This is a genomic window from Xanthomonas sp. NCPPB 3959 (genome assembly GCF_056675575.1).
In genome coordinates, this window is record NZ_JBWWVR010000007.1 from 133,339 (window position 1) to 156,583 (window position 23,245).

Genomic DNA, 23,245 nt, shown 5'->3' on the forward strand with positions numbered 1-23,245 from the left:
CGGTCTGTTCCTGCATCGACGTAACGCGACTACGCGCCATCTGCTGTGATCCTTTCCCGTTGCGCGTCGTGGTCACGCCGGCAGCTTGAAGTCGGCGACCGAACGGCGCAGATCGGCAGCGAGCTCGGCCAGGTTGCCGATCGATTTGGCTGTCTTCTCCGCACCCTGCGATGTCTGGCTGGTGATCTGACGGATCACGCCCATGGTCTGTGTGATATCCGTCGCTGCGGCCGACTGCTGGTGCGCGGCGATGGAGATGTTCTTGATCAAATTATTCAGTGCGTTGGACACGCGCTCGATTTCGGTCAGCGCGGTACCGGCGTCTTCGGCCAGGCGTGCACCGGATACCACTTCGGAGGTGGTCTGCTCCATCGAGCTGACCGCTTCGTTGGTATCGGCCTGAATGGTCTGCACCAGGCCTTCGATCCGCCGGGTCGCGCCGGAGGTGCGTTCTGCCAGGCGCTGCACTTCGTCGGCCACCACCGCGAAACCGCGACCGGCCTCGCCCGCCGAGGCCGCCTGCACCGCGGCGTTGAGTGCCAGGATGTTGGTCTGCTCGGAAATGTCGTTGATCAGCTCCACGATCGAGCCGATCTCCTGCGAGGATTCGCCCAACCGTTTGATGCGCTTGGAGGTTTCCTGGATCTGGTCGCGGATCTGGTCCATGCCCTGGATCGTCTCGCGCACCACGCCGGCACCTTCGGCGGCGATCACCACCGAGCGCTGCGCCACTTCGGCCGACTCGGTGGAGTTGCGCGAGACCTGTTCGATGCTGGCGGCGATTTCGCTGATGCGCTCGGAGGCGGTGGTGATCTGGTTGGCCTGCTGGCCGGCCGCGTCGGCCAGCTGCATCGCCGTGGCCTGGGTTTCCTGGGTCGACACGGCCACTTTCGCCGAGGTGTCGTTGATCGTGGTCACCAGGTGGCGCAGCTCGTCCACGGCGTAGTTGATGGCGTCTGCGATCGCGCCGGTCATGTCCTCGGTCACCGAGGCCTTGACGGTCAGGTCGCCCTCACCGAGCGAGCTGATTTCGTCCAGCAACCGCATGATCGCCTGCTGGTTGCGGCTGTTGAATTCCACCTGCGCCTGGTAGCGCACGTCCTGCTCGCGCGAGCGCACCCGCACCGAGCTCCAGACGAAACCGATGATCGCCAGCAACGCCACCAGGCCGGACACCACGCCCAGCCAGAAATTCGGGAACAGGCGCGTGTCGCGTACCGAACCGAACGCCGAGAACGCGTCGAACAGCTTCTTGCTGTCGTCGAGCATCTTGTTCGAACCGACGGTTAGGGCGGCAGCGGAGGACTGCGCGGCGAACAGATTGCGCGAGGTGGCCAGGATGGCGTCGATGTCCTTCTTCATCGTCGTCCACTGCGCCTGCGACTGTTCCAGCGCCGACAGCGCGGCCGGGTTGCGCACTGCGGCGATGCCCAGTTCGTCGTTGCCGGTGCGCAGGCCTTCCAGCATCTGCGTGAACACCACCGAGTCGCGGGCCAGCGCATCGCCGGAGGCCGCCGCATTGGCGCCACCGGCGCGCATTTCGGTGACCCGCCGCGCCATGGTGCCGGCGACCACCACCTGCTGCAGCGTGTTGTAGATCTGCGAGGCCGGCGCGCCGCTGACCGTCATCGCGCGCACCACTTCGTTCAACTGCGCCTGCAACTGCGGCACGCTGCCAGAGAAGCGCTCGGCGTTGCCGGCCAGACCGAGCACCGCCGGTTCGCTGGCGATGATCTGATCGGCGTTCTTGCTCAGCGGCACCCAGGTCGCCTTGAGTTGCGCCATGGAGCTGGCCACCGAGCCTTCCTGGCCGTAACGGCCGTCCAGTTCGCTGACCGTGCTGTCGATGCGGCTCTTGGTCTCCTTGAACGTGGCAAACGCCTTCGCATCACCGGAGACCGCTTCGCGGCCCTGGTTGGCCAGCTGCTGCGACAGCACCTGCAGATCGGCCGCGCCAGTGCCGGCGCCGGCAAGGCGACTGCCCTGCCAGGTGGCCACGCCGGTGTTGGCGCCAAACACGATCATCGACAACACCAGCAAGCCAAGCCAGAAGCTGGTGCTGACGCTGCCGAGCTTGTTGGTCTTGCGGGCGTCCGGGGCGGTACTCATGGTTCGACCTCGATCTGTATGACGTGGCGGGGTCGCGGCTTAGGCCGCGGCCTGCCGGAATTCAGGAGTGCGCGACAGCAACGCCAGGGAGAACACACCCCAGTCCTGCGTCTCGTTGCGAAAGGCACGTTCAATGAAATGGGCGTAGCGGCCTTGCGCCAACTCGCCGGGTTCGACCGCCTGGACCTGCTCGAAGCTGCGCTGGCCATACAACTCATCGATGGTCAGTGCGACGTCGCCACCGCTCTGGCGCATGATCAGCACACGCTGGCCTTCCTGCAGCACCGTGCGCCGGCCCTCCAGGAACTGCTTCAGATCGATCACCGGAAACAGATTGCCGCGCAGGTTGCCCACGCCCAGCAGCCAGGGCTGTGCGCCCGGCACCGGGGTGACCGGCGGCATCGGCACGATTTCCGCCACTTCGCGGAAATCCGAGACCAGCCGCCGGGTACCGACGCGATAACCGACGCCACGCCAGATATCGGCCGAGAACTGGCGTTCCGGCAGCGCCGTGGCGTGCGCGAGACTACGACGCTCGTAGTCTTCAAGAATGTCGAATGGAGAACGCATCAACGCACCAGTTGTTTGATGCGGGCGATCAGATCGTCTTCGCGCGGCGGCTTGACGATGTAGTCGCTGGCACCTTGTCGCAAACCCCAGGCCTTGTCGGTTTCCATGCCCTTGGTGCTGACCAGCAGCACGGGGATGTCCTTGGTGGCCTGGTCGCGTGCAAGTGCACGCGTTGCCTGGAAGCCGCTCATGCCGGGCAGCACCACATCCATCAACACCAGATCGGGCGCCTGGCTGCGAATCAGCTCAAGTCCCGCTTCGGCGTTGTCGGTGGCGACGACGGTATGGCCTGCTTTTTCCAGCCATTGACTGAAGACTGCCCGGTCGGTGGGCGAGTCCTCGATCAATATAATTCGAGCCATGTTGCCTTTCCCCCTGGTCAGGCGTGGACGTACGTGCGAATCGCGCTCAGTAGTTCTTCACGAGTGAATGGCTTGGTCAGATATTGCTCGGAGCCGACGATGCGGCCGCGTGCCTTGTCGAACAGGCCATCCTTGGACGACAACATGATCACCGGCGTCGACTTGAAGAGCTGATTGCCCTTGATCAACGCGCACGTCTGGTACCCATCCAGGCGCGGCATCATGATGTCGACAAAAATGATCTGAGGTTGCTGGTCCGCAATTTTGGCCAGTGCCTCGAAACCATCCGTTGCTGTCACTACTTCACACCCTTCTCGCTTGAGCAGCGTTTCGGCGGTGCGGCGAATAGTCTTCGAATCGTCGATGACCATCACCTTCAGTCCTGCGAGTTCCCCACCCGCAGCAATGTGTTCACTCATGCAAATATCCCCGGACGTGCAACGCTTCTTCCTTTCCGTCGTCGCTACGAAACTGCATGTATATCCCAAGACCCGCATTGACTGTCAAGGGCGCATTGCCGGGGCCCCGCCAGGCGGACGTTCCGACCGCGTCTGGGTGCGTCAAGACCGGCTAGTCGCGCACTACGACCCGCCAGGCGCGCCATCGCCCACCGCTTGAAGTTACCATCGGCAGTCTGTTCGAAAGGTTTAGTCCCATGTCGCTCGACGTCGTTGTGGTGATGGATCCCATCGCCTCCATCAAAATCGCCAAAGACACTACCTTCGCCATGTTGCTGGAAGCGCAGCGCCGTGGCCACCGTTTGCAGTATGTGCGCCCCGGCGGACTCAGCCTGCGCGACGGACGCGCGGTGGCGCAGGTCGCACCCCTGAGCGTGCGCGAAGACAAGGCCAGCTGGTTCACGCTGGGCGAATTCGCCGAGCTGGCGTTCGGTCCCGGCCAGGTGGTGCTGATGCGCAAGGACCCGCCGGTGGATGCAGAGTTCATCTACGACACCCAGGTGCTGAGCGTCGCCCAGCGCGCCGGCGCGCAGGTGGTCAACGACCCGCAGGGTCTGCGCGATTACAACGAGAAGCTGGCTGCGCTGCTGTTTCCGCAATGCTGCCCGCCAACGCTGGTCAGCCGCGATGCGGCGGCGCTGAAGGCCTTCGTGCTGGAACATGGGCAAGCCGTGCTCAAGCCGCTGGACGGCATGGGTGGGCGCTCGATCTTCCGCAGCGGCACCGGCGACCCCAACCTCAACGTGATCCTGGAGACGTTGACCGACGGCAACCGCAACCTGACCCTGGCGCAGCGCTTCATCCCCGACATCACCGCCGGCGACAAGCGCATCCTGCTGGTGGATGGCGTGCCGGTGGACTACTGCCTGGCGCGGATTCCGCAAGGCGACGAATTCCGCGGCAATCTGGCCGCTGGCGGACGTGGCGAAGGCCGGCCGCTGTCCGAGCGCGACCGCTGGATCGCCGCGCAGGTTGGCCCGGAAATGCGCAGCCGCGGCATGCGCTTCGTCGGCCTGGATGTGATCGGCGATTACCTGACCGAGGTCAACGTCACCAGCCCCACCTGCGTGCGCGAGCTGGATGCGCAGTTCGGTTTGAACATCGCCGGGCTACTGTTCGACGCGATCGAGGCCGGCGCTGCGCAATGAGCGCGGCTGCGGCACTGCCGGCCCCCATGGACGAGCGCCGGCGGCTGACCACGACGCTGGTGATCTCGTTGCTGCTGCACGGCGTGCTGATCCTGGGCGTGGGCTTTGCGGTCAGCGAAGACGCGCCGCTGGTGCCGACGCTGGATGTGATCTTCAGCCAGACCAGCACCCCGCTCACGCCCAAGCAGGCGGACTTCCTGGCCCAGGCCAATCAGCAGGGCGGCGGCAATCACGCCACCGCGCAGCGCCCGCGCGATAGCCAGCCCGGCGTGGTGCCGCAGGACCGCAGCGGGCTGGCTGCGCAGGCGCAGCGTGCCACCACGGTGCAGGCACCCGAACCGACGCAGACCCGCGTGGTCGCCAGTCGCCGCGGCGAGCAGATAGTGCCGACCCCGCAACCGAATCCGCAGACCGACCCGCTCACCCCGGCCGATGCGCAACGCGTGCAGCGCGACGCGGAAATGGCCCGGCTCGCGGCGGAGGTGCATCTGCGCTCGGAGCAATACGCCAAGCGCCCCAATCGCAAGTTCGTCTCGGCCAGCACGCGCGAATATGCGTACGCCAGCTATCTGCGTGCATGGGTGGACCGCGCCGAGCGCGTCGGCAATCTCAATTACCCGGATGAAGCGCGCCGGCGCCGACTCGGCGGCAAGGTGGTCATCAGCGTGGGCGTACGCCGCGACGGCAGCGTGGAAAGCAGCCGCGTGCTGATCTCCAGCGGCACCCCGGCGCTGGATGCGGCGGCGCTGCGCGTGGTGCAGCTGGCGCAGCCGTTTCCGCCGCTACCCAGCACCAAGGACGATGTGGATATCCTGCAGGTCACGCGCACGTGGTTGTTTTTGCCCGGCGGCGAGCTGCACGACGATCGCTGAGGTGTTTCGCGTTTAATCGGGACGCGTTTTCTAAGGCTTGCTTCAGCGGACTGCGTTAGACAGCTACGCTGCCCATACAGTTACCCGACCACCGCAGCTGCATACAGCTGATCGGCCAACGCCACGATCTCGCCCGCATCCTGCACACGCTCGCGCCAGGCCACGGGAATCCCGTCGATGCCATAGAATGCACCGGCCAGCTGTCCACAGATGGCCGCCGTGGTGTCGGCATCGTCGCCAAGATTGGCCGCACGCAGCACCGCATCGGCAAAGGTGTCGGTGGTGGCAAAGCACCACAACGCCGCCGACAACGAATCCACCACATAACCCGTGCCACGGATCTGCGCTGCCGAAACGGCCGCATGATCGCGCGTTGCCAGCGCGCGCACTGCCGGTGTCGACAATGACGCGCACGGCGTCTGCAGCACCGCCTGCCGCGTGCCGCCGAGCAGCGCTGCACGCAATTGGAACGCGAACAACCTGCAGGCATCCACTGCCTCGGCAGCGGCATGCGTGGTGCGCGAGCTGTCGGCGGCGCGCTCGCCCAATTCGCCGGGGTGGTGCGCGTAATACATGGCCACCGGCGCCAGCCGCATCAACGAGCCATTGCCGGCCGAGCGCGGATCGGCACTGCCACTGAAGGCCGGGCCGCCATCCAGATAGCGCTCCAACGCCTGCCGCACGGTGCCACCGATATCGAAGCAGGCGCCGGTGCTACTGAGGTAACCGTGCTGATACCAATTACAATAGCGATTCATCTGGTCAGCGGCGTCGAAGCCTTGCCGATACAGCAGGCTGTGCGCCAGACACAAGGCCATCGAGGTGTCGTCGGTCCATTGCCCGGCGCGCAGTGCGAACGGGCCGCCGCCGCGCATGTCGTCGATCGGCGTGAAACTGCCCGGCGCGCAGAATTCGAGCGTGGTGCCGAGCGCATCGCCCACCGCCAGGCCCAATAGGCAGCCGCGGAAACGTGCGCGCTGGGGATCCATTGTCGTCACAGCTCCGCGCCGGCGGCCTTTGCAGCGCGTGCGGCCTGCTGCTCGACCAGGGTCAGCGCAACGTTGTCGCGCAGATAGGCTGGTTCGACCCGCTCCGGTGCCACGCCTTCGCCGCGCAACAGCGCCGGCACGGCGAGTGTGAGCAGATCGGCGGCGTGCGGGAGCGCGGCTGCATCGACGCTGGTCAGCTGCGCTGCGAATCGCTGTTGCAGCAGTGCCTCGGCAGCGGCGAATCCGGTGCCCACACCGGCAAAACGTTGAAGCGTATTCGGCAGAACCAAGGCGTCCGGTGCACAGACCACTTCCGGCGCCAGTTCCAGCAGCGTGTCGCCGCGGCGCTCGAACACGCCGGCATACACCTCGCCCATGCGCGCATCGATGCAGGCCAGTACCTGCGTCGCATCGGCGGGTGCGCGCAAGGCCAATACTTGCAGTGTAGAGACGGCCAGCACCGGTACATCAAGGCCCAGGGCGATGCCTTGCGCGACGCCGATCGCCAGCCGCACACCGGTGAAGGCGCCGGGGCCACGGCCGACCGCAATGGCATCCAGCTGGCGGCGCCTAATGCCTGCGTCGGCCAGCAGTTGCTCGGCCCACGGCAGCGCCAGCTCGGCGTGGCGACGCGGCGCCAGTTCGAAGCGCTCCAGCACGCGGCCATCCACATGCAGCGCGACGGAACAGGCTTCGGTGGAGGTCTCGAACGCGAGGACTTTCATGACAGGACCGCAGGCAGGAAGGGAAAGATCACGCGTCGCCGAACGGCAACGCGAGCACGCCATTGTCGCCCACCGGCTCGGCGACGCCAAAAAACGCACGCACATCGCCGATCTCGCGGGTGCGCGCAAACGGCGGCAGCGAATTCATGAAGGTGCGGCCGTAGCCCTTGTTCAACAGCCGCGGGTCGCACAGCACCAGCACGCCGCGATCGGTCTCGCTGCGGATCAGCCGGCCCACGCCCTGCTTCAGCGCAATCACCGCTTGCGGCAATTGTTCGTCGCGGAACGGGTTGCCGCCCTCGCGGCGGATAGCATCCAGGCGCGCTTCGAAGACCGGGTCGTCGGGCGCGGCAAACGGCAGCTTGTCGATCACCACAACGCTCAAGGCATCGCCGACCACGTCCACGCCCTCGCGGAAGCTGGCCGACCCCAGCAGCACGCCATTGCCGGAAGTGCGGAAACGCTGCAGCAACGTGGCACGTGGGGCTTCGCCTTGCACGAACAACGGCCACGGCGCGCCACGCAGTGCCTCGGCCGCTTCGCGCAGCGCGCGGTGCGAAGCGAACAACAGGAATGCGCGGCCGTTGGAGGCTTCCAGTACCGGCGTCAATGCGGCGATCAGCGCCGTACCGAAGCCGCGCGCCGCCGGATCGGGCAGATGCGGCGGCAGATAGCACAGCGCCTGGCGCGCCCAATCGAAGGGGCTGGGTTGCAACAAGGTCACCGGATCGCTCAAGCCCAGGCGCTGCGCGATGTGGTCGAACTCGCCGCCCACCGCCAACGTGGCCGAGGTGAACACCCACGCCGCGTGCGATTTTTCGCGGTGTTCGCGCAGCGGGCCGGAGACATCCAGCGGCGTGCGTTGGCAGCGGAAACCGCGCGGGCTCAGCTCGTACCACAGCACATCGTTGTCGACGGTGTCTGGTAAATCCTGCGCAAAATCCAGCACCGGCGCGTCTTCGCCCAGCCAGCGCGACAGCCGCGCGAGCGCTTCCTGCGCGCGTGCAGAGCAGCCGTCGAACCCGGGCGATGCCTCGCGCAACGGCAGCAAGGACTCGCCCAACCGCGCCAGCGACGACAGCACCGCATCGAAGCCCTCGCGCACCTGCGGCTTGGCCAGCGCGCGCCATTGCGTGCCGCGTGGCGGCAGGCCTTCCATGCCTGAGCGCAGGCCGCGCAACGCTTCGTCCAAGGCGAGAATCGGTTCCTGCAGGCTGGCCTGCGCGCCGGCCACCAGTCGCGCTTCGACCATGCAATCGCGGGCCAGCTCCTGCCAGGGCCGCATGCCGAAACTTTCACCAAAGAAGTTCGCCGCCAGTTCCGGCAGCTGATGCGCTTCGTCGATGACGAAGGCCTGCGCGCCGGGCAGAATCTCGCCGAAGCCTTCCTGTTTGAGCGCCAGATCGGCCAGCAGCAGATGATGATTGACCACCACCAGATCGGCGGCCTGCGCGCGCTGACGCGCCTGCACCACAAAACACTCGCTGTAGAACGGGCATTCGGTGCCCAGGCAGTTGTCGACCGTGGAAGTCACCAGCGGCAGCAGCGGCGAGTCGTCCGGCAGGGCTTCCATCTCGGCCATGTCGCCGAACTGGGTACGCCCGCTCCAGGCAACGATGCGATGGAACTGCGAGACCTGTTCGGGCGTAGAAAAGCGCGGTTCGCCCCGCGCCTGCTGGGTGCGGTACTTGCACAGATAATTGGCGCGCCCTTTCAGCAGCGCGCTGCGCAGGCCGATGCCCAACGCGGCACGTACGCGCGGCAGATCGCGATGGAACAACTGGTCCTGCAGCGCGCGGGTGCCGGTCGAGATGATGGTCTTGAGCCCGGACAGCAGCACCGGCACCAGATAGGCGTAGGTCTTGCCGGTCCCGGTGCCGGCCTCGGCCAACAGCACATCGCGCTGCTCGAACGCCTCGGCGATGGCGCCGGTCAGGCGCAACTGCGCGGCACGCGGCGCAAACGCATCGAGCTGACGCGCAAGCGCCCCGCCCTCGCTGAGCGCCTCGATGCTGGCAGTGGCAAGTTGGGACATGAGACCGAACAGAGACGGGATACAGAAGCGCGACAGCCTAGCGCGTGTGCAGTGATGCTGCCTGGATTGCGCTTTATGGAGTGCGGACTAGCGCCATTGCGCCAGCAACAGCCACCTACCGTACCTGCATCACCTCAAACGGCCTGCATAACGCAGCGAGCAGCATTCACATCGGCAGGGGGCAGCTTTCCAACCACCGATGCGCGGCAGTGACACCAGCTGCACCAAGCGCCGACCACGCCCGCCTGGCGGTGAGCGCAGTCGGCTTGATTACTGCAATCAGTACCGCTTCACACCAGGCACCGTGCACCCGGCAATCTGCACCTTGGCCGAGGCGGCATTTTCTTTTTCGCCACGGGCAATCCGCGACTGCTCGATGGTGGCCCAGTGACGACGGCACAGCGGGCCGGTCTTGGAACCCAGTTCGATGGCCTGTTTGGCGAAGCGCTCGGCGGCCGGCCAATCGGCTTGCAGCACGGAAACTTCCGCACGCTCCTGCAGCACCGCCGGGTCGCCGGCGACCAGACCCAACGCCTGATCCAGCGCTGCAGCGGCGCCGGCCAGATCGCCAGCCTGGCGCTTGGCCTTGGCGGTCTCGCGCAGATCGTCCACCTGCGGGTCGCGCAGCGGCTGCACCGACAGTTCGGTGTCGTCGACGCCTGCCTCGCGTTCGATCAGCAACAGCCGCTGTGTCGGGGTAGTCGGGTCCACAGGTGCCGGCGGCGGCGGCGCGGGCGGCGCACTGACGCAGGCAGACAGCGCGGCAAGCACGCCAAAAAGGGCAAGGAGGCGGTGCAGTCGGTTCATGAGGTCACTCCAATTCAATGCGCGGGCGGGGGCGAGGCAGGCGCTTGCGCGGGTTCTTCCGGCTTTTTGTCCAGACCGAAGAAGCGGCGCCAGCCACCCCCTCCGGATTGTTCGGCAGGCGCTGCAGGATCGCCGGGCACGCCTTCGATCGACGGTGCATTGCCGGCACACGGGGCGTAGGCCGGCGTGAACCCGACCACGAACGGGAACTGGCGCGCGCCCGGGCAACCGGGGTCGGTCACGCCGGTGCCGGCCGCATCCACCCACTGCCAGTCCAGGCCCTTGCCGCTGACCTTCAACGGCGCACTCGGCAGCCGCGCGAAGATGCTCGACCACACCCGCATCGCGCCGGTGGCGCCATACAGGCCGGTCTCTCCGTTCTGGTCGTTCCCCATCCAGATCACCGCCAGATGGTCGCCGGTATAGCCGGCATACCAGCTGTCGCGGCCGTCGTTGGAAGTACCGGTCTTGCCGGCAGGCGACAACCGGCCCAGGCCATCGCCCAGCAGTTGCCGCGCGGTACCGCCGCTCACCACTTGCTGCAAGGCGATGCTGATCAGGTTGGCGGCCACCGAATCGCCCTCCTGCGCAGGAGCCGGGGTCTTGTCGTAGCGCTTGAGCAGCTTGCCCTGCGGGTCGAGCACGCCACGCACCGCATGCAGCGGCTGGATCTCGCCACCGGCGGCCAGAAACTGATACAGCTGTGCCATGCCGTACGGGCTCTGATCGGTCGCCCCCAGGATCAGCGAGGGATTGGTGTCGGCCTTGATGCCGGCCAGCACCTGGATCAGCTGCGCGATGCGCTCCGGGCCGACCTGCATGCCCACGCGTACCGTGGCCTGGTTGTAGGAATGCGCCAGCGCATCGATCAGCCGCACCGTGCCGTGACTGCGGTTGTCGGAATTGCCCGGCGACCAGGTCTTGCCACGGCTGAGCTGCACCGTCACCGGCGCATCGTCGACCCAGCTGGACAGCGCCCAGCGATCCGGCGAGGCCAATGCCAGCAAATACACGAACGGCTTGAGCAACGAGCCAACCTGCCGCTGTGCTTCGACGGCGCGATTGAAGCCGGGCTTGGCCACATCGCGGCTACCGACCACCGCCAGCACATCGCCGTTATGCACATCGGTGAGCACCAAGCCGGCCTGTAGCGGCGGGCGCTTCTTGTTGTCCAGCCGCTTGATGGTGCCGGTCACCGCGCCTTCGGCGTACGCCTGCGCGGACGGCGACATGCCGGTGAGCACGCTCATGCCGGCGCCTTGCAGCACGCCTTCCGGGTAGTCGTGCGCCAGCTGGCGCCGCACCAGATCCACGTAGGCCGGGAAGCGGTTGGCGGCGACCAGACCGGGTTCCTTGGGCACACCCAACGGCTCGGCCAGTGCGCGCTTGTATTCGGCCGCGTCGATCAGGTTGTTTTCGTGCAGTTTGCCCAGCACGAAATTGCGTCGATCCAGCGCCCGTTCCGGGTTACGCCGCGGGTCGTAATACGACGGCCCCTTGACCAACCCGATCAGCAGCGCGATCTGCTCGGTGGTCATCGAGTTGAGTTCGCGACCGAACCACAGCTCCGCACCGGAGGACACGCCATGAATCGCCTGCCCGCCGCGCTGCCCCAGATACACCTGATTGAGATAGGCCTCCAGGATGGTGCGCTTGTCGTAGCGCGCCTCCATGATCACGGCATACAGAATTTCGTTGAACTTGCGGGTAACCGTCTGTTCCTTGCCGATACCGAGCAGGCCGCTGCGTGCCAGCTGCTGGGTCAAGGTGCTGGCGCCCTGCCGCACCTGGCCGCCGGAGCGCGCCATGATCCAGGCCGCGCGCACCATGCCGCTGAGATCGATGCCGTGGTGGCTATTGAAGTCGCGGTCCTCGACCGCCTGCAGGCCGGTGACCAGCAGCTCGGGCACTTCTTCCATGCGCACCAGGCGGCGCTCTTCCTGCTTCTGCCCGTACAGCGTGGCGATGCGCGCCGGATCCAGACGCGCGCTTTTCAGCGCCTTGCGGTCGCCGGCATCGCGCAGGCTGGCCACACGCCCACCGGAGAGGCTGACTTCCACGCGCTTCGCGGGCACGCGCCCGTCCACGTCGATGTAGCCGCGGCTGGCGATGGTGAAGCGACTGCCGTCCTGCTGGTAGGTGCCGGCCAGTTTGGCTTGACCATCGTCACGGTACGAGGCCGCATCCAGCTCGGTCTTCAAGGTGGCCGCATCCAGCGCATCGCCGGGCACCAGCACCAACGGCCGCCCGTACACGCGGGTCGGGATCTGCCAACGCAGCTCGCCGAAACGCTGGGTGACCTGCTTGTTCAGATACACCGTGTAGGGAATCAGAAAACCAAGCGCCAGCGCGAATGCCGCAAAGGCCCAGACAATCAGCCTGCGTTGCCAGCGGGAGCCTTGCTCGTTGGTGTCGTCCTCGAAATCGTCGGGAGCGTCGTGGTCGTCGTGGCGTCGGGGCACAGGGATGCGAGAATGTAGAGTCCGGCGAGTCTAGCGCAGCGCTGTGGTGGTTGTGGTCAGCCGGACCCTTTGACTTAAGCTGGAGTTTCAACGCGATGTCGATGTCCCTGGCCGATGCACGCTATCTGTTCAATCGCGTGCTTGGGCTGATCCACCGCAGCGTGGCGAGCATGCGCACACGCGGCTGGCACGCCACCTGGCAGCGCATTCGCGTGCACACGCAGGCGCCGCCGGTCGCGCTCGGCACGCCGCTGTGGTTGCCGGACCCCGCACCGTTTGCCGCGTTTGCGGTGCCGCATAGCGCCACGCCGCGCGTGACGCTGGTGATTCCGGTCTACAACCACATCGCACACACGCTTGCCTGTTTGCGCGCGCTGGCCGCGCATCCACCGCAGCTGGATGTGGAAATTGTGGTGGTGGACGACGGCAGCAGCGACGCCACCGAAGCGCAGCTAACGCAGGTGCAGGGCCTGCACTACCACCGCCGCGCCAGCAATGGCGGCTTCATTGCGGCGTGCAATGACGGCATCGCGCTGGCGCGCGGCGACTACGTGGTGCTGCTCAACAACGACACCATTCCGCAACCCGGCTGGCTGGATCGGCTGATCGACACGTTTGCGCAGAATCCCAGCGCCGGTCTGGTGGGCGCGCAACTGGTGTATCCGGACGGACGCCTGCAGGAGTCCGGCGGCGTGGTGTTCGCCGATGGCAGCGCCTGGAGCTACGGCCGCTTCGAATCGGCCGACGATCCGCGTTACGCGTATGTGCGTGCGATGGACTACTGCTCGGGCGCCGCAATTGCGCTGCCACGCGCGTTGCTGCAGACGCTAGGCGGGCTGGATCGCCGTTACATGCCTGCGTACTACGAAGACACCGATCTGGCGTTTGCGGTGCGTGCGGCCGGGTATCGGGTGCTGGTGCAGCCGGCCAGTGTGGTGGTGCATGACGAAGGCACCAGCAACGGCACCGACACCCGCACCGGCGTGAAGGCCTATCAGGTCCGCAATCAAGGCGTGTTCGCCGAAAAATGGCGGCAGGCCCTGGGGACACAGCTGCCGGTCGGCACCGTGCCCGCGCCTGCGCTGCTACATCGTGGCCAACGTCAGGTCTTGATTCTGGACGAGTCGGTACCGCAACCGGATCGCGACTCCGGCTCGTTGCGGCAGTTCAATCTGATCCGCCTGCTGTGCGAAGAAGGCGCGCATGTGGTGTTCGTGCCCACCCGCCGCGAACACGCAGGGCGACATACGCAGGCACTGCAGCAACTGGGGGTGGAAGTCTGGTATGCGCCGTTTCTGGAGGGCATCGGCAGCTGGCTGCGCACGCACGGCGCGCGCTTTGCGGTGGTGCTGCTGGTGCGTCACCACGTTGCGCATGCCTGCCTGCCGTTGCTCAAACAATACGCCCCGCAGGCACGCACCCTGTTCGACACCGTCGATCTGCATTACCTGCGCGAACGCCGCGGCGCGGAGCTGGCCGGCGATGCCAACCTATTGCGCGCGGCAGAACGCACCCGCCTGCGCGAACTGGAGATCATGGCCGCCACCGACGTCACGCTGCTGGTCTCGGCGGCCGAACAGGCGCAGCTGCAGGCGGACGCACCGCAGATCCGCACCGCCCTGCTCTCCAATCTGCATGAAGTGGCCGGTAGCGGTCATCCCTTCGCGCAACGTCGCGACCTGGTGTTCGTGGGTGGCTTCCGGCATCCGCCCAATGTGGATGCGGTGCAGTGGTTCATCAGCGCGATCTTCCCGCAGGTGCGTGCGCAGTTGCCGGAGGTGATCTTCCACTGTATCGGTGCGGATATGCCGGAGGCACTGAAGCTCTTGGCCGACGAGTGCCCGGGCGTGCAATTGCACGGACATGTGCCGGATCTGGTGCCGTATATGGACACTGCGCGCATCGCGGTGGCGCCGTTGCGCTTCGGCGCCGGCGTCAAGGGCAAGATCAATCTGAGCATGGCACACGGCCAACCAGTGGTCGGCACCACCTGTGCAGTGGAAGGCATGCATCTGCGCGATGGCGAAGATGTATGCGTAGCGGATAACGCCGACGCCTTCGCCGCTGCGATCGTGCGCCTGTATCAGGATGCAGCGCTGTGGCAGCGCCTGGCCGACAACGGTTTGCGCAACGTGGCGCAGCATTTTTCGCTGGATGCCGCGCGTAGCACGGTACGCGCGTTGTTTATCGAGGCTTGAGTTGCCTGCCACTGGCGTGCGTGCCTTGGTACACCCGCGCTGCCAGCGTGGGCTGGGCACGTAGCGGGAGTTGGGGGCCATAGCCGCCATTCCCCGCGCGCCGCTCAGGCATCGCGCTCAAGGAAGCGCCGTCAAAAGCGGCCTCCACCTCAACGCTGCTCAGCTACCGCCTTGACCCGGCGCGTGAACTCGACCAATTCCGGCAGCCCCGGATCCAGTTGACGTGCCTCGTCCTGCGCGCGCCGCGCGAACGCCGCATCCTCCTGCCCCAGGCGCTCGCTGCCCACCGCAATCCAGCGCTGAGCCAGACGTCGGCGCGCGCCGATCAGCGCCTCGCCGTTCGGCGTCAATGCCTGCCACGCATCCAGACAACCGCGCGCGGCACGCAGGCGGTTGTTGCGCAACTCGTCCTCGAAACAGCGCTGGCTCGCCGGCACCACCCGTGCAGCGGCCTGCAATACGCGCGGATCGCGCGGTGCCAGCGCCTGCGCTGCTCGCACTGCGTCGTAGGCACTGGCGCCGGGCGGGGTCATCCATTGCTGCTGCGCTTCGGCCTCTGTCACCCGTTGCAGGAGCGCGCGCAGACGGCGCTCACGTGCACCACGCGACAAGCCGGTTTCAGGGCTGCGTTGTGCATCGCGTGCGCGCGCAATCGCCTGTTCTGCCTGCGCGATCGATGCAGCGCCCGGCACCAAGGCGCGCGCCTCCTGCAGCGATTGCAGTGCAGCATCGAAGTGGAAATCCGCCGCCTGCCGGCTGGCCTGCGCGGCGTATTCACTCGCGACCTGATCGAGCCCGCGACACGCTGCGGCGTCGTCTGGCTCGGCCGCCAGCACGGCGTTGAAATCGCGTGCGGCCGGCGCCAGGCGACCACGCCGCAACAAGCCTTCCGCGCGTTGACGGCGCTGCTCCAGCACGCGGTGGTAGTGGCCTTCGGTCAGCGGTACATCGGCATGCCCGGCGTCGTAGCGCTTGGCAGCGGCCAGCAACATCCCAGCATCGCCGAGCGCGTCGCGCGACAGTGCATGGCGGGCCTGCGCCAGCAGATCGGTCAAGGCGTCTTCGCGGCCTTCCAAGGCATCGGTGCGGTCCGGCGCCAGGGTCAGGATGCGCTGGTACAACGGCAATGCACTGTCCGGTGTGCCATCCAGGCGTCCTTGTTGCTGCGCGGCCACGGCCTGCGCGAACAAGGCATCCAACCCGGCGCGACGTGCCTGCAGCGCGCGCAAGCGCAGCGTGACTGGCGCGATCTGCGCTTGCGGCACTTCCAGCGCAGTCGCCAGCGCCAGTGTGCGTTGCGCTCCGGCGGCGTCCCCGGCCGCGATTGCCGCACGCGCCTGCACCACTGCGGCGGCACCGGTGCGCGCCAGTCCGGCACGGGCTTCGCTGCGGTCGCTGTCCAAGGCGAGCGCGGCAGCAAACAGTTCGCGCGCGCCATTGCCATCGGCTGCACTGAGTTGGCCGCGTGACAAGGCCGCATTGCCCCGTTGCAGCAGCTGCTGGATACGCGTATCAGGCCACAGCCAATCGGCCAGCGGCTTGCGCACTACGATCGTGGTCAACAGCAGGCATGCGCAAAGCACCAATGCCACGCGCCATAGCGCACGGCTGCGCAACGGCGCCCAGAGGCGGGGCGATCTGGCCCAGCGCGGAAGCGGGAGCATGCGGTGGCGTCCATCCTTGGCGCGACCTGACGGGGACGCGTTCACCCCGCTATGGTAGCCGGCCGCTGCGAAGACGATGTGCGCTTCGGGATTCGGGATTCGGGATTCGGGATTCGGGATTCGGGATTCGGGATTCGGGATTCGGGATTCGTCAGGCAAGCACACCTTGCTTGCTGTGTGTGCCAGCTGTTTCAAATCGATTGGCGCTGGCGAGGTGTGCGGCGCGCCTAGCCGAGTCGCCGCACCTCGCTCACCCCGGGCAAGGCGTCCAGCTTGCCAAGCAAGCCGGACAGCTGGTCGTAATCGCTGACCTTCAAACGCAAACGCAGTTGCGCGCGGCCGGTGTCGCGCACGTTGTCGCTGTTGATCTCCAGCACATGCGCGTCTTCCTGCGCGATCAGGTTGGTGATGTCCTTGAGCAGCCAGCGTCGGTCGACCGCGCGCACCTGCACATCCACTTCGTAGCCGCTGCCGGCCTGGCCCCACTCCACCGGCAGCACGCGCTGCGGATGCGCGGCAGCCAGACGCGACAGCGCCGCGCAATCGGTACGATGCACGGTGATGCCGCGGCCACGGGTCAGATAGCCGGCGATCGGCTCGCCCGCCACCGGCTGGCAGCAACGCGCCAGCTGCACCAGCAGATTGCCCACGCCCTGCACGGTGAACTTGGATTTGCCCAGGCCTTCGCGCCGCGCGGTGGGCCGTGGCGGCGCCGGTACTGCAGGCTGCGAGGCGGCGCGCTCGGCTTCCAGCAAGGCACGGCTGACCTGGTTGGGCCCGGTATCGCCCAGCGCCACCTGGATATACAGATCGTCGATGTTTTCGGCGTGGAATTTACGCGTCGCCACACTCAGATCGGAGTGCTGCAGGCCCAGGCGCTTGAGCTCGCGATCCAGCAACTCCTTGCCCGCGTGCACGTTGCGCGCGCGGTCAAGCTTGTGGAACCACGCGCGCACCTTATCGCGCGAGCGCCCGCTGGCCAGGAATCCGTTGGACGCCAGCAACCAGTCGCGGCGCGGGTCGGCTTCCTTGGCGGTCATGATCTCCACGCGGTCGCCGCTGCGCAGCCGGTAGGTCAGCGGCACGATGCGGTCGTTGACGCGCGCGCCGCGGCAGCGATGCCCCACCATGGTGTGCACGTGATACGCAAAATCCAGCGGCGTGGCGCCTTGCGGCAGATCGATCACCTCGCCCTTGGGCGTCAGCGCATACACGCGGTCTTCGATCAGCTCGGCATCCAGCGCGCCGGCCAGTTCGCCGTGATCGCCCTCCTGCACCTGCTCCAGCAGTTGGCGCATCCACAGGATCTTGCGGTCGAACGCCTTCTCGGCGCCCTTGCCGCCCTCTTTGTACTTCCAATGCGCCGCAACCCCGAGTTCGGCCTGCGCGTGCATCTCGTGGGTACGGATCTGGATTTCGATCGTGCGCCCTTCCGGGCCCAGCACTGCCGTGTGCAGCGAGCGATAGTCGTTGGCCTTGGGCCGGGCGATATAGTCGTCGAACTCGCTCGGCACCGGTGCCCACAGCGAGTGCACCGCACCCAGCGCGGCGTAACAGGCGGCCACGTCGTCGACCATCACCCGCACCGCGCGGATGTCGTATAGCTGGTCGAACGACAGGCGCTTTTTCTGCATCTTCCGCCAGATGCTGTAGATGTGTTTGGGCCGCCCGCTCACTTCCGCACGCAGGCCCTGCTGGGCCAGCGTCGTCGACAAGGTGCGCTTGACCGTTTCGAGATAGCGCTCGCGCGCGACGCGGGTTTCGTCCACCTCGCGGGCGATGCGGCGGTAGGTCTCAGGCTCCAGATGCCGGAACGCCAGGTCTTCCAGCTCCCACTTCACCTGCCAGATGCCCAGCCGGTTGGCCAGCGGGGCGTGGATGTCGCGAGTGAGCTGGGCAAGCGCGCGGCGTTGTTCTTCGCTCAGGCGGTCGGCCACGCGCATGCGCGCCAGCTGCCGCGCCAACAGGATCGGCACCACCCGCAGGTCGTGGATGATGGACAGCAGCAGCCGCCGCAAGCCTTCGCTGTTGCGCCCGGCCTCGCGCCCGGCATGCAGGGCCCAGACCTGGTCGGCCGCGTCCAGCCCATCGAGCAAACCTTCGACCACCACACGCCGTTCGGCCGGTTGCCATGGCAGGCTCGCGACCACGCCGCGCAATGCGTGCAGATCGAACAGCAATGCAGCAATCAAGGTGGCCTCATCGGCCGCCAGCAGCGCCAGCGCATCCAGCGTGTCGGCAAGCAGCGCCCACGGCACGGCCTCGGCTTGCGCTGACGGCACGTTCTGCCAGGCCTGCGCCAATGCGTCGCGCAAGGCAGGCGCGATCGACGCGACAGCAGGACGCTGCAGCACGGCATGCAGGCGGTCGAATGAGGAACTGGTCACAGCGGTGGACACGGGCGTGGGCAACAACAATGGTCTGACAGCTACGGTAACGTGCGCGTCACCTTCTCCACAACGCGCAATCGCAGCGCAGTCACGGAAATCCGATGCCTTCGCGCTTATGCCCGGTTCACCCGCCAACGCCTTGATTCGCAACCGCTCTGTGCGGAATCCGATGCCGTTGCGTCCATGAAATCAGCTTCATCGGCGGCTTTTTACATGCCCTTTACAATTCAGCCAAACCGGCTGCCTATGCTCCCTTGGCGTCGTCGCTGCCCAGTGCTGCGGCGACGTCATTCCAACCAACTGCGAGGTAGCCGATGAAGACCTGGAAGAAGCCTGTCGTTCGTGAAGTCAATTGTGGCGCCGAGATCAACTGCTACGTCTCCGGCGAATTCTGAGCTCACCTGCCGCCCTTCCTCCCGATGCATGACCGGCAGTCGCCGGCAGATAGGTAACAGTTCTCCATGCGCATCATCGTTCTGGGATCGGCGGCCGGCGGTGGGCACCCGCAGTGGAATTGCCACACCCCCGCGAGTCAGCGGGCATGGCAACAAGCTGACGGTGCCCAACGTCGTACCCAGGCCAGCATCGCCGTCAGCGCCGATGGCGAGCGCTGGGTGCTGATCAACGCCTCACCCGATTTCCGTCAACAAGTTCTCGCAACGCCTGCGCTTTGGCCGCAGCACGGCCTGCGCCATTCGCCGATCGAAGCAGTGCTGCTGACCAGCGGCGAGATCGACCATATCGCCGGATTGCTGTCGATGCGCGAAAGCCAGGCGTTCTCGCTGCATGCCAGCAACCGCGTACTGGATCTGCTGTCGCAAAACCCCATCTTCGACGCGGTCAATCCTGCCTACGTGGAGCGCCAGCCGTTTGCGCTGGACACACCGGTGTCGCTGCTGGGCCTGCAACTCACACCATTCTCGGTGCCCGGCAAGGTGCCATTGTTCATGGAATCGCGCAGCGGCGGCGATCTGGCCGGCTCCAACGAAGAAACCCTCGGGCTCACCATCGACGATGGCCAGCACCGCGTGCATTACATCCCCGGCTGCGCGGCAATGACCGATGCGTTGCGTGCGCGCCTGCAAGGCGCCGAACTGGTGTTCTTCGACGGCACGCTGTGGCGCGACGACGAGATGGTGCAACTGGGCATCAGCCAGAAAACCGGCCAGCGCATGGGTCACATGAGCATCGACGGCCCCGACGGCACCATCGCCGCCTTCGCCCCGCTGGATGTGGCGCGCAAGATCTTCATCCATCTCAACACCACCAATCCCGTGCTCGACACCCACTCGCCGGAGTACGCCAGCGCGCGTGCCAGCGGCTGGGAGGTCGCGCACGACGGCCTGGAGATCACCCTGTGACCGCCCTGCTCACCCCGGACCAACTGGAAGCGGATCTGCGCGCCATCGGCGCCCGTCTGTACCACGACCAGCACCCGTTCCACGCGCTGCTGCACGACGGCAAGCTCGATCGCGGCCAGGTCCAGGCCTGGGCGCTGAATCGCTTCGAGTACCAGCGCTGCATTCCATTGAAAGACGCCGCGATTCTGGCGCGCATGGAAGACCCGGCGCTGCGTCGGATCTGGCGTCAACGCATTCTCGATCACGATGGCAACAGTCCCAGCGATGGAGGCATCGCGCGCTGGCTGCACCTGACCGATGCGCTGGGCCTGGATCGCGCACTGGTTGAGTCCGGCCGTGCGCTACTGCCCGGCACCCGTTTCGCCGTGCAGGCCTACCTGCAGTTCGTGCGCGAAAAAAGCCTGCTCGAAGCGATCGCCTCTTCGCTCACCGAGTTGTTTGCCCCCAACATCATCGGCCGGCGCGTGGCCGGCATGCTCAAGCATTACGACTTCGTCTCGCCCGAGGCGCTGGCCTACTTCGAGCATCGCCTGACCGAGGCGCCGCGCGATTCGGATTTCGCACTCGACTACGTCAAGCAGCACGCCGATACCGTCGAGAAGCAGGAACTGGTCAAGGCCGCGTTGCATTTCAAGTGCTCGGTATTGTGGGCGCAGCTGGATGCCTTGCACGTGGCTTACGTCACCCCGGGCATCGTGTGGCCGGATGCGTTCGTGCCCGACCGCGACGCCAGCCGGGCCGCTGCGTGAGCAGCATCACCCGCGACAGCCAGCCAGCCCTGCGCGCGGGCGTACGCCTGCAGCACGACCGCGCACGCGATCAGTGGGTGCTGCTGGCACCAGAACGCGTGGTCGAGCTGGACGAGATCGCGCTGGTGGTGGCGCAGCGCTACGACGGCGTGCGTTCGCTGGCGCAGATCGCGCAGGAACTGGCTGCCGAATTCGATGCCGACGCGGCAGACATCGAGGTCGATGTGATCGAACTCACCAACACCCTGCATCAGAAGCGTTTGCTGCGGCCATGAGCATCGCCCCGCCGCCACTGTCGGTGCTGCTGGAGCTGACCCATCGCTGCCCGTTGGCCTGCCCGTATTGCTCCAACCCGATCGCATTGGCGGCGCTGCGAGAGGAAATGGACACCGCCGGCTGGCGCTTGCTGCTGCAGCAGGCTGCCGACATGGGCGTGCTGCAGGCACACTTTTCCGGCGGTGAGCCGATGCTGCGCAAGGACCTGCCCGAGCTGGTGGCGCATGCGCGCGCGCTCGGGCTGTACAGCAATCTGATCACCTCCGGCGTGGCCGGCGGCGAGCCGATGCTGGACCAATTGAAGGCTGCCGGACTGGAACACGTGCAACTGAGCGTGCAGGACGTCGACCCGGCCGGTGCCGATCGCATCGCCGGCTATCGCAACAGTCTGTCGAAAAAGCGCGAGTTCGCTGCCGCCGTGCGTGCGCGTGGCCTGCCGCTGACGCTCAACGCGGTACTGCATCGCCATAACGCCGAGCGCGTGCCGGGCATGATTGCGCTGGCGCTGGAATGGCAAGCCGAGCGCATCGAAGTGGCGCACACCCAGTATTACGGTTGGGGCCTGCGCAATCGCGCCGCGCTGATGCCCAGCCGCGAGCAACTGATGGCCACGATTACGGCAGTGGAAACCGCACGCCGCGAGCTCGGCGACCGCCTGGCGATCGACTTCGTTACACCCGATTACTACGCGCGCCAGCCCAAACCCTGCATGGGCGGCTGGGGCCAGCGCTTCGTCAATATTTCCCCGCGTGGCGATGTACTGCCCTGCCATGCGGCCGAGACCATCGAAGGCATGCGCTTCGACAATCTGCGCGAGCGCTCGCTGGCCGACATCTGGAACAACGGCGAGGCGTTCGTGCGCTTCCGCGGCACGGCGTGGATGCCGGAGGTGTGCCAGGGCTGCCCCAAGCGCGAGATCGACTGGGGCGGCTGCCGCTGCCAGGCCCTGGCGCTGGCCGGCGATGCCGCCACGCTGGACCCCGTGTGCGAACGATCGCCGGCGCACGCCGACGTGCGCGCCACCGCCGAACGCGAGGCCGCTGCGCCCGCACCGGAGTTTGTCTACCGCCGTCCCGAACGTGCTGCGCCCGCGACCGTAGCAACGGTAGACGAGGAGTAATTCACAGCAGCTTAGGCCTTTCTGCGCATCTGCCTGCAATCTCTCGATGCGGTGCGAAAGGGCCTGTGGCTTGTGGAGGCGAACACCAGCAGCGCGCGCCGTAGGCCAAGCTGCACGATGCGCTCCAGCGTCTACACTAGCGGCCTCTTCGTCTTCCGGATCGCCTCCATGTCGCTCGCGCGCCGCATTCCCCTGCTGGTCGGCCTGACCTTCGCGTTGACCGCTCTCCCGGCCCTGGCGCAGCGCGCCGTGCAGGGCGATCTGCAGTCGCAGATGAGCGCCGAGCAGTTCAAGGCCGCCGGCCTGGACAAGCTCAATGCCAGCGAGCTGGCCGCGCTCAACGACTGGCTGCAGGGCAAGGTCGCCAAGGAAGCCGCCGTGGTGGTCGAACAGGCAAAGGAAGCCGGCCGCCAGGAAGTGATCGTCAAGAACCGCGGCTTCTTCGATTTCGGCAGCAAGGAGCCGATCGAAAGCACGATCGTTGGCGAGTTCAAGGGCTTCTCCAAGGGTCGCGTATACACCCTGGCCAATGGTCAGGACTGGGAGCAGACCGACGCCGCCAGCTTGGCCGGCGTTCGCAAGGATGCGCCCAAGGTCAAGATCAAGCCCGGCCTGGTCGGCGTGTGGTATCTGCAGATTGAGGGCTACAACACGCCTGCCAAGGTGCGTCGGGTCAAGTAAGCGGGGCTGACTGGCGACTACGCCGCAACCAAGCGCGCGTGGTCGGCGTATGGAACCGACGATAGCGCCTGCAGCACCTTGCCGGGCGTCACGACCACCGCTACTGCGGCCCAGACTGTCGAGCGATCGCACACGCTGGCAGCCGACAGCGCCGTCTTGTCCAAATAGGCTTCGGCTACAAATACAGTCCACCGACAAACAGGCGCTGCCCACGCTGGGAGCGCCTGTCCTGTTTGCGCATTGAAGTCCGCACAGACACGTCCAAGACC

Annotated in this window: 20 protein-coding genes; 9 read left to right on the forward strand and 11 right to left on the reverse strand. The window is 66.4% G+C overall.

Features of this window, described 5'->3' with window-relative positions; genetic code table 11:
- Positions 1-72 precede the first annotated feature (72 nt).
- From AC1KVG_RS10185 to pilG, 4 genes are read right to left on the reverse strand one after another with little or no spacing between them, the layout of a single operon-like run.
- Entirely contained in the window at positions 73-2,109 is a 2,037-nt protein-coding gene (locus tag AC1KVG_RS10185) for a methyl-accepting chemotaxis protein (protein WP_481094320.1), read from the reverse strand.
- Between the two features lie 39 nt (positions 2,110-2,148).
- Positions 2,149-2,679 (reverse strand): chemotaxis protein CheW, encoded by a 531-nt coding sequence (locus AC1KVG_RS10190; protein ID WP_006450736.1) that lies wholly within the window; start codon positions 2,677-2,679, stop codon positions 2,149-2,151.
- Positions 2,679-3,041 (reverse strand): response regulator, encoded by a 363-nt coding sequence (locus AC1KVG_RS10195; protein ID WP_006450735.1) that lies wholly within the window; start codon positions 3,039-3,041, stop codon positions 2,679-2,681. Before AC1KVG_RS10195 ends, AC1KVG_RS10190 begins: the two co-directional genes overlap by 1 nt.
- Positions 3,042-3,058: 17 nt before the next feature.
- A complete protein-coding gene (pilG, locus tag AC1KVG_RS10200; protein WP_023904776.1) occupies positions 3,059-3,460 on the reverse strand; it encodes a twitching motility response regulator PilG in 402 nt (133 codons plus the stop codon).
- Positions 3,461-3,696: 236 nt separating this feature from the next.
- Here pilG and gshB point away from each other — a divergent pair, with 236 nt between their 5' ends.
- Both gshB and tolA read left to right on the forward strand, forming a co-directional pair.
- The gene (gshB, locus tag AC1KVG_RS10205) at positions 3,697-4,647 is read left to right on the forward strand and encodes a glutathione synthase (RefSeq protein ID WP_481094321.1); all 951 of its coding nucleotides are present in this window, start codon (positions 3,697-3,699) and stop codon (positions 4,645-4,647) included.
- Positions 4,644-5,519 (forward strand): cell envelope integrity protein TolA, encoded by an 876-nt coding sequence (gene tolA, locus AC1KVG_RS10210; RefSeq protein WP_481094322.1) that lies wholly within the window; start codon positions 4,644-4,646, stop codon positions 5,517-5,519. The genes gshB and tolA overlap by 4 nt, the downstream gene beginning before the upstream one ends.
- Before the next feature lie 80 nt (positions 5,520-5,599).
- Here tolA and AC1KVG_RS10215 read toward each other — a convergent pair whose 3' ends face one another.
- From AC1KVG_RS10215 to mrcB, 5 genes are all read right to left on the reverse strand, one after another.
- Positions 5,600-6,508 (reverse strand): ADP-ribosylglycohydrolase family protein, encoded by a 909-nt coding sequence (locus tag AC1KVG_RS10215; RefSeq protein WP_481094323.1) that lies wholly within the window; start codon positions 6,506-6,508, stop codon positions 5,600-5,602.
- 5 nt (positions 6,509-6,513) lie between these two features.
- Positions 6,514-7,233: a tRNA (adenosine(37)-N6)-threonylcarbamoyltransferase complex dimerization subunit type 1 TsaB gene (gene tsaB / locus AC1KVG_RS10220; RefSeq protein WP_481094324.1), complete on the reverse strand. Its 720-nt coding sequence runs from the start codon at positions 7,231-7,233 to the stop codon at positions 6,514-6,516.
- A gap of 28 nt (positions 7,234-7,261) precedes the next feature.
- Positions 7,262-9,268: a DNA repair helicase YoaA gene (gene yoaA, locus AC1KVG_RS10225; RefSeq protein ID WP_481094325.1), complete on the reverse strand. Its 2,007-nt coding sequence runs from the start codon at positions 9,266-9,268 to the stop codon at positions 7,262-7,264.
- 279 nt (positions 9,269-9,547) lie between these two features.
- Entirely contained in the window at positions 9,548-10,075 is a 528-nt protein-coding gene (locus AC1KVG_RS10230) for a hypothetical protein (RefSeq protein ID WP_023904782.1), read from the reverse strand.
- Between the two features lie 14 nt (positions 10,076-10,089).
- Positions 10,090-12,537 carry a penicillin-binding protein 1B gene (mrcB, locus tag AC1KVG_RS10235; RefSeq protein ID WP_481094326.1) on the reverse strand — a complete coding sequence of 816 codons (2,448 nt, stop codon included), beginning with the start codon at positions 12,535-12,537 and terminating at the stop codon, positions 10,090-10,092.
- Positions 12,538-12,632: 95 nt separating this feature from the next.
- On the opposite strand from mrcB, the gene AC1KVG_RS10240 reads away from it, so the two are divergent.
- On the forward strand, positions 12,633-14,735 hold the full coding sequence (locus AC1KVG_RS10240) for a glycosyltransferase (protein WP_481094327.1): 2,103 nt from the start codon (positions 12,633-12,635) through the stop codon (positions 14,733-14,735).
- 149 nt (positions 14,736-14,884) lie between these two features.
- Here the strand turns inward: AC1KVG_RS10240 and AC1KVG_RS10245 are convergent, their stop codons facing one another.
- Together AC1KVG_RS10245 and AC1KVG_RS10250 are read right to left on the reverse strand one after the other, a co-directional pair.
- A complete protein-coding gene (locus tag AC1KVG_RS10245) occupies positions 14,885-16,399 on the reverse strand; it encodes a hypothetical protein (protein WP_481094328.1) in 1,515 nt (504 codons plus the stop codon).
- Positions 16,400-16,626: 227 nt separating this feature from the next.
- Positions 16,627-18,813 (reverse strand): RelA/SpoT family protein, encoded by a 2,187-nt coding sequence (locus AC1KVG_RS10250; protein WP_481094329.1) that lies wholly within the window; start codon positions 18,811-18,813, stop codon positions 16,627-16,629.
- Positions 18,814-19,103: 290 nt separating this feature from the next.
- Between AC1KVG_RS10250 and pqqA the strand changes: the two genes are divergently transcribed.
- The 6 genes from pqqA to AC1KVG_RS10280 all read left to right on the forward strand — a co-directional run bounded on the left by pqqA (position 19,104) and on the right by AC1KVG_RS10280 (position 22,976).
- On the forward strand, positions 19,104-19,184 hold the full coding sequence (pqqA, locus tag AC1KVG_RS10255) for a pyrroloquinoline quinone precursor peptide PqqA (protein WP_002812057.1): 81 nt from the start codon (positions 19,104-19,106) through the stop codon (positions 19,182-19,184).
- A gap of 66 nt (positions 19,185-19,250) precedes the next feature.
- Positions 19,251-20,150 (forward strand): pyrroloquinoline quinone biosynthesis protein PqqB, encoded by a 900-nt coding sequence (pqqB, locus tag AC1KVG_RS10260; protein WP_481094330.1) that lies wholly within the window; start codon positions 19,251-19,253, stop codon positions 20,148-20,150.
- Positions 20,147-20,899, forward strand: coding sequence for a pyrroloquinoline-quinone synthase PqqC (gene pqqC, locus AC1KVG_RS10265; protein WP_481094331.1), 753 nt, complete (start codon positions 20,147-20,149; stop codon positions 20,897-20,899). The genes pqqB and pqqC overlap by 4 nt, the downstream gene beginning before the upstream one ends.
- Complete coding sequence (pqqD, locus tag AC1KVG_RS10270) at positions 20,896-21,174, forward strand: pyrroloquinoline quinone biosynthesis peptide chaperone PqqD (RefSeq protein ID WP_481094332.1); 279 nt, start codon at positions 20,896-20,898, stop codon at positions 21,172-21,174. The genes pqqC and pqqD overlap by 4 nt, the downstream gene beginning before the upstream one ends.
- Positions 21,171-22,295 carry a pyrroloquinoline quinone biosynthesis protein PqqE gene (gene pqqE, locus AC1KVG_RS10275; RefSeq protein ID WP_481094333.1) on the forward strand — a complete coding sequence of 375 codons (1,125 nt, stop codon included), beginning with the start codon at positions 21,171-21,173 and terminating at the stop codon, positions 22,293-22,295. The genes pqqD and pqqE overlap by 4 nt, the downstream gene beginning before the upstream one ends.
- Positions 22,296-22,463: 168 nt before the next feature.
- Positions 22,464-22,976 carry a hypothetical protein gene (locus AC1KVG_RS10280; RefSeq protein ID WP_176338939.1) on the forward strand — a complete coding sequence of 171 codons (513 nt, stop codon included), beginning with the start codon at positions 22,464-22,466 and terminating at the stop codon, positions 22,974-22,976.
- Positions 22,977-23,245 lie beyond the last annotated feature (269 nt).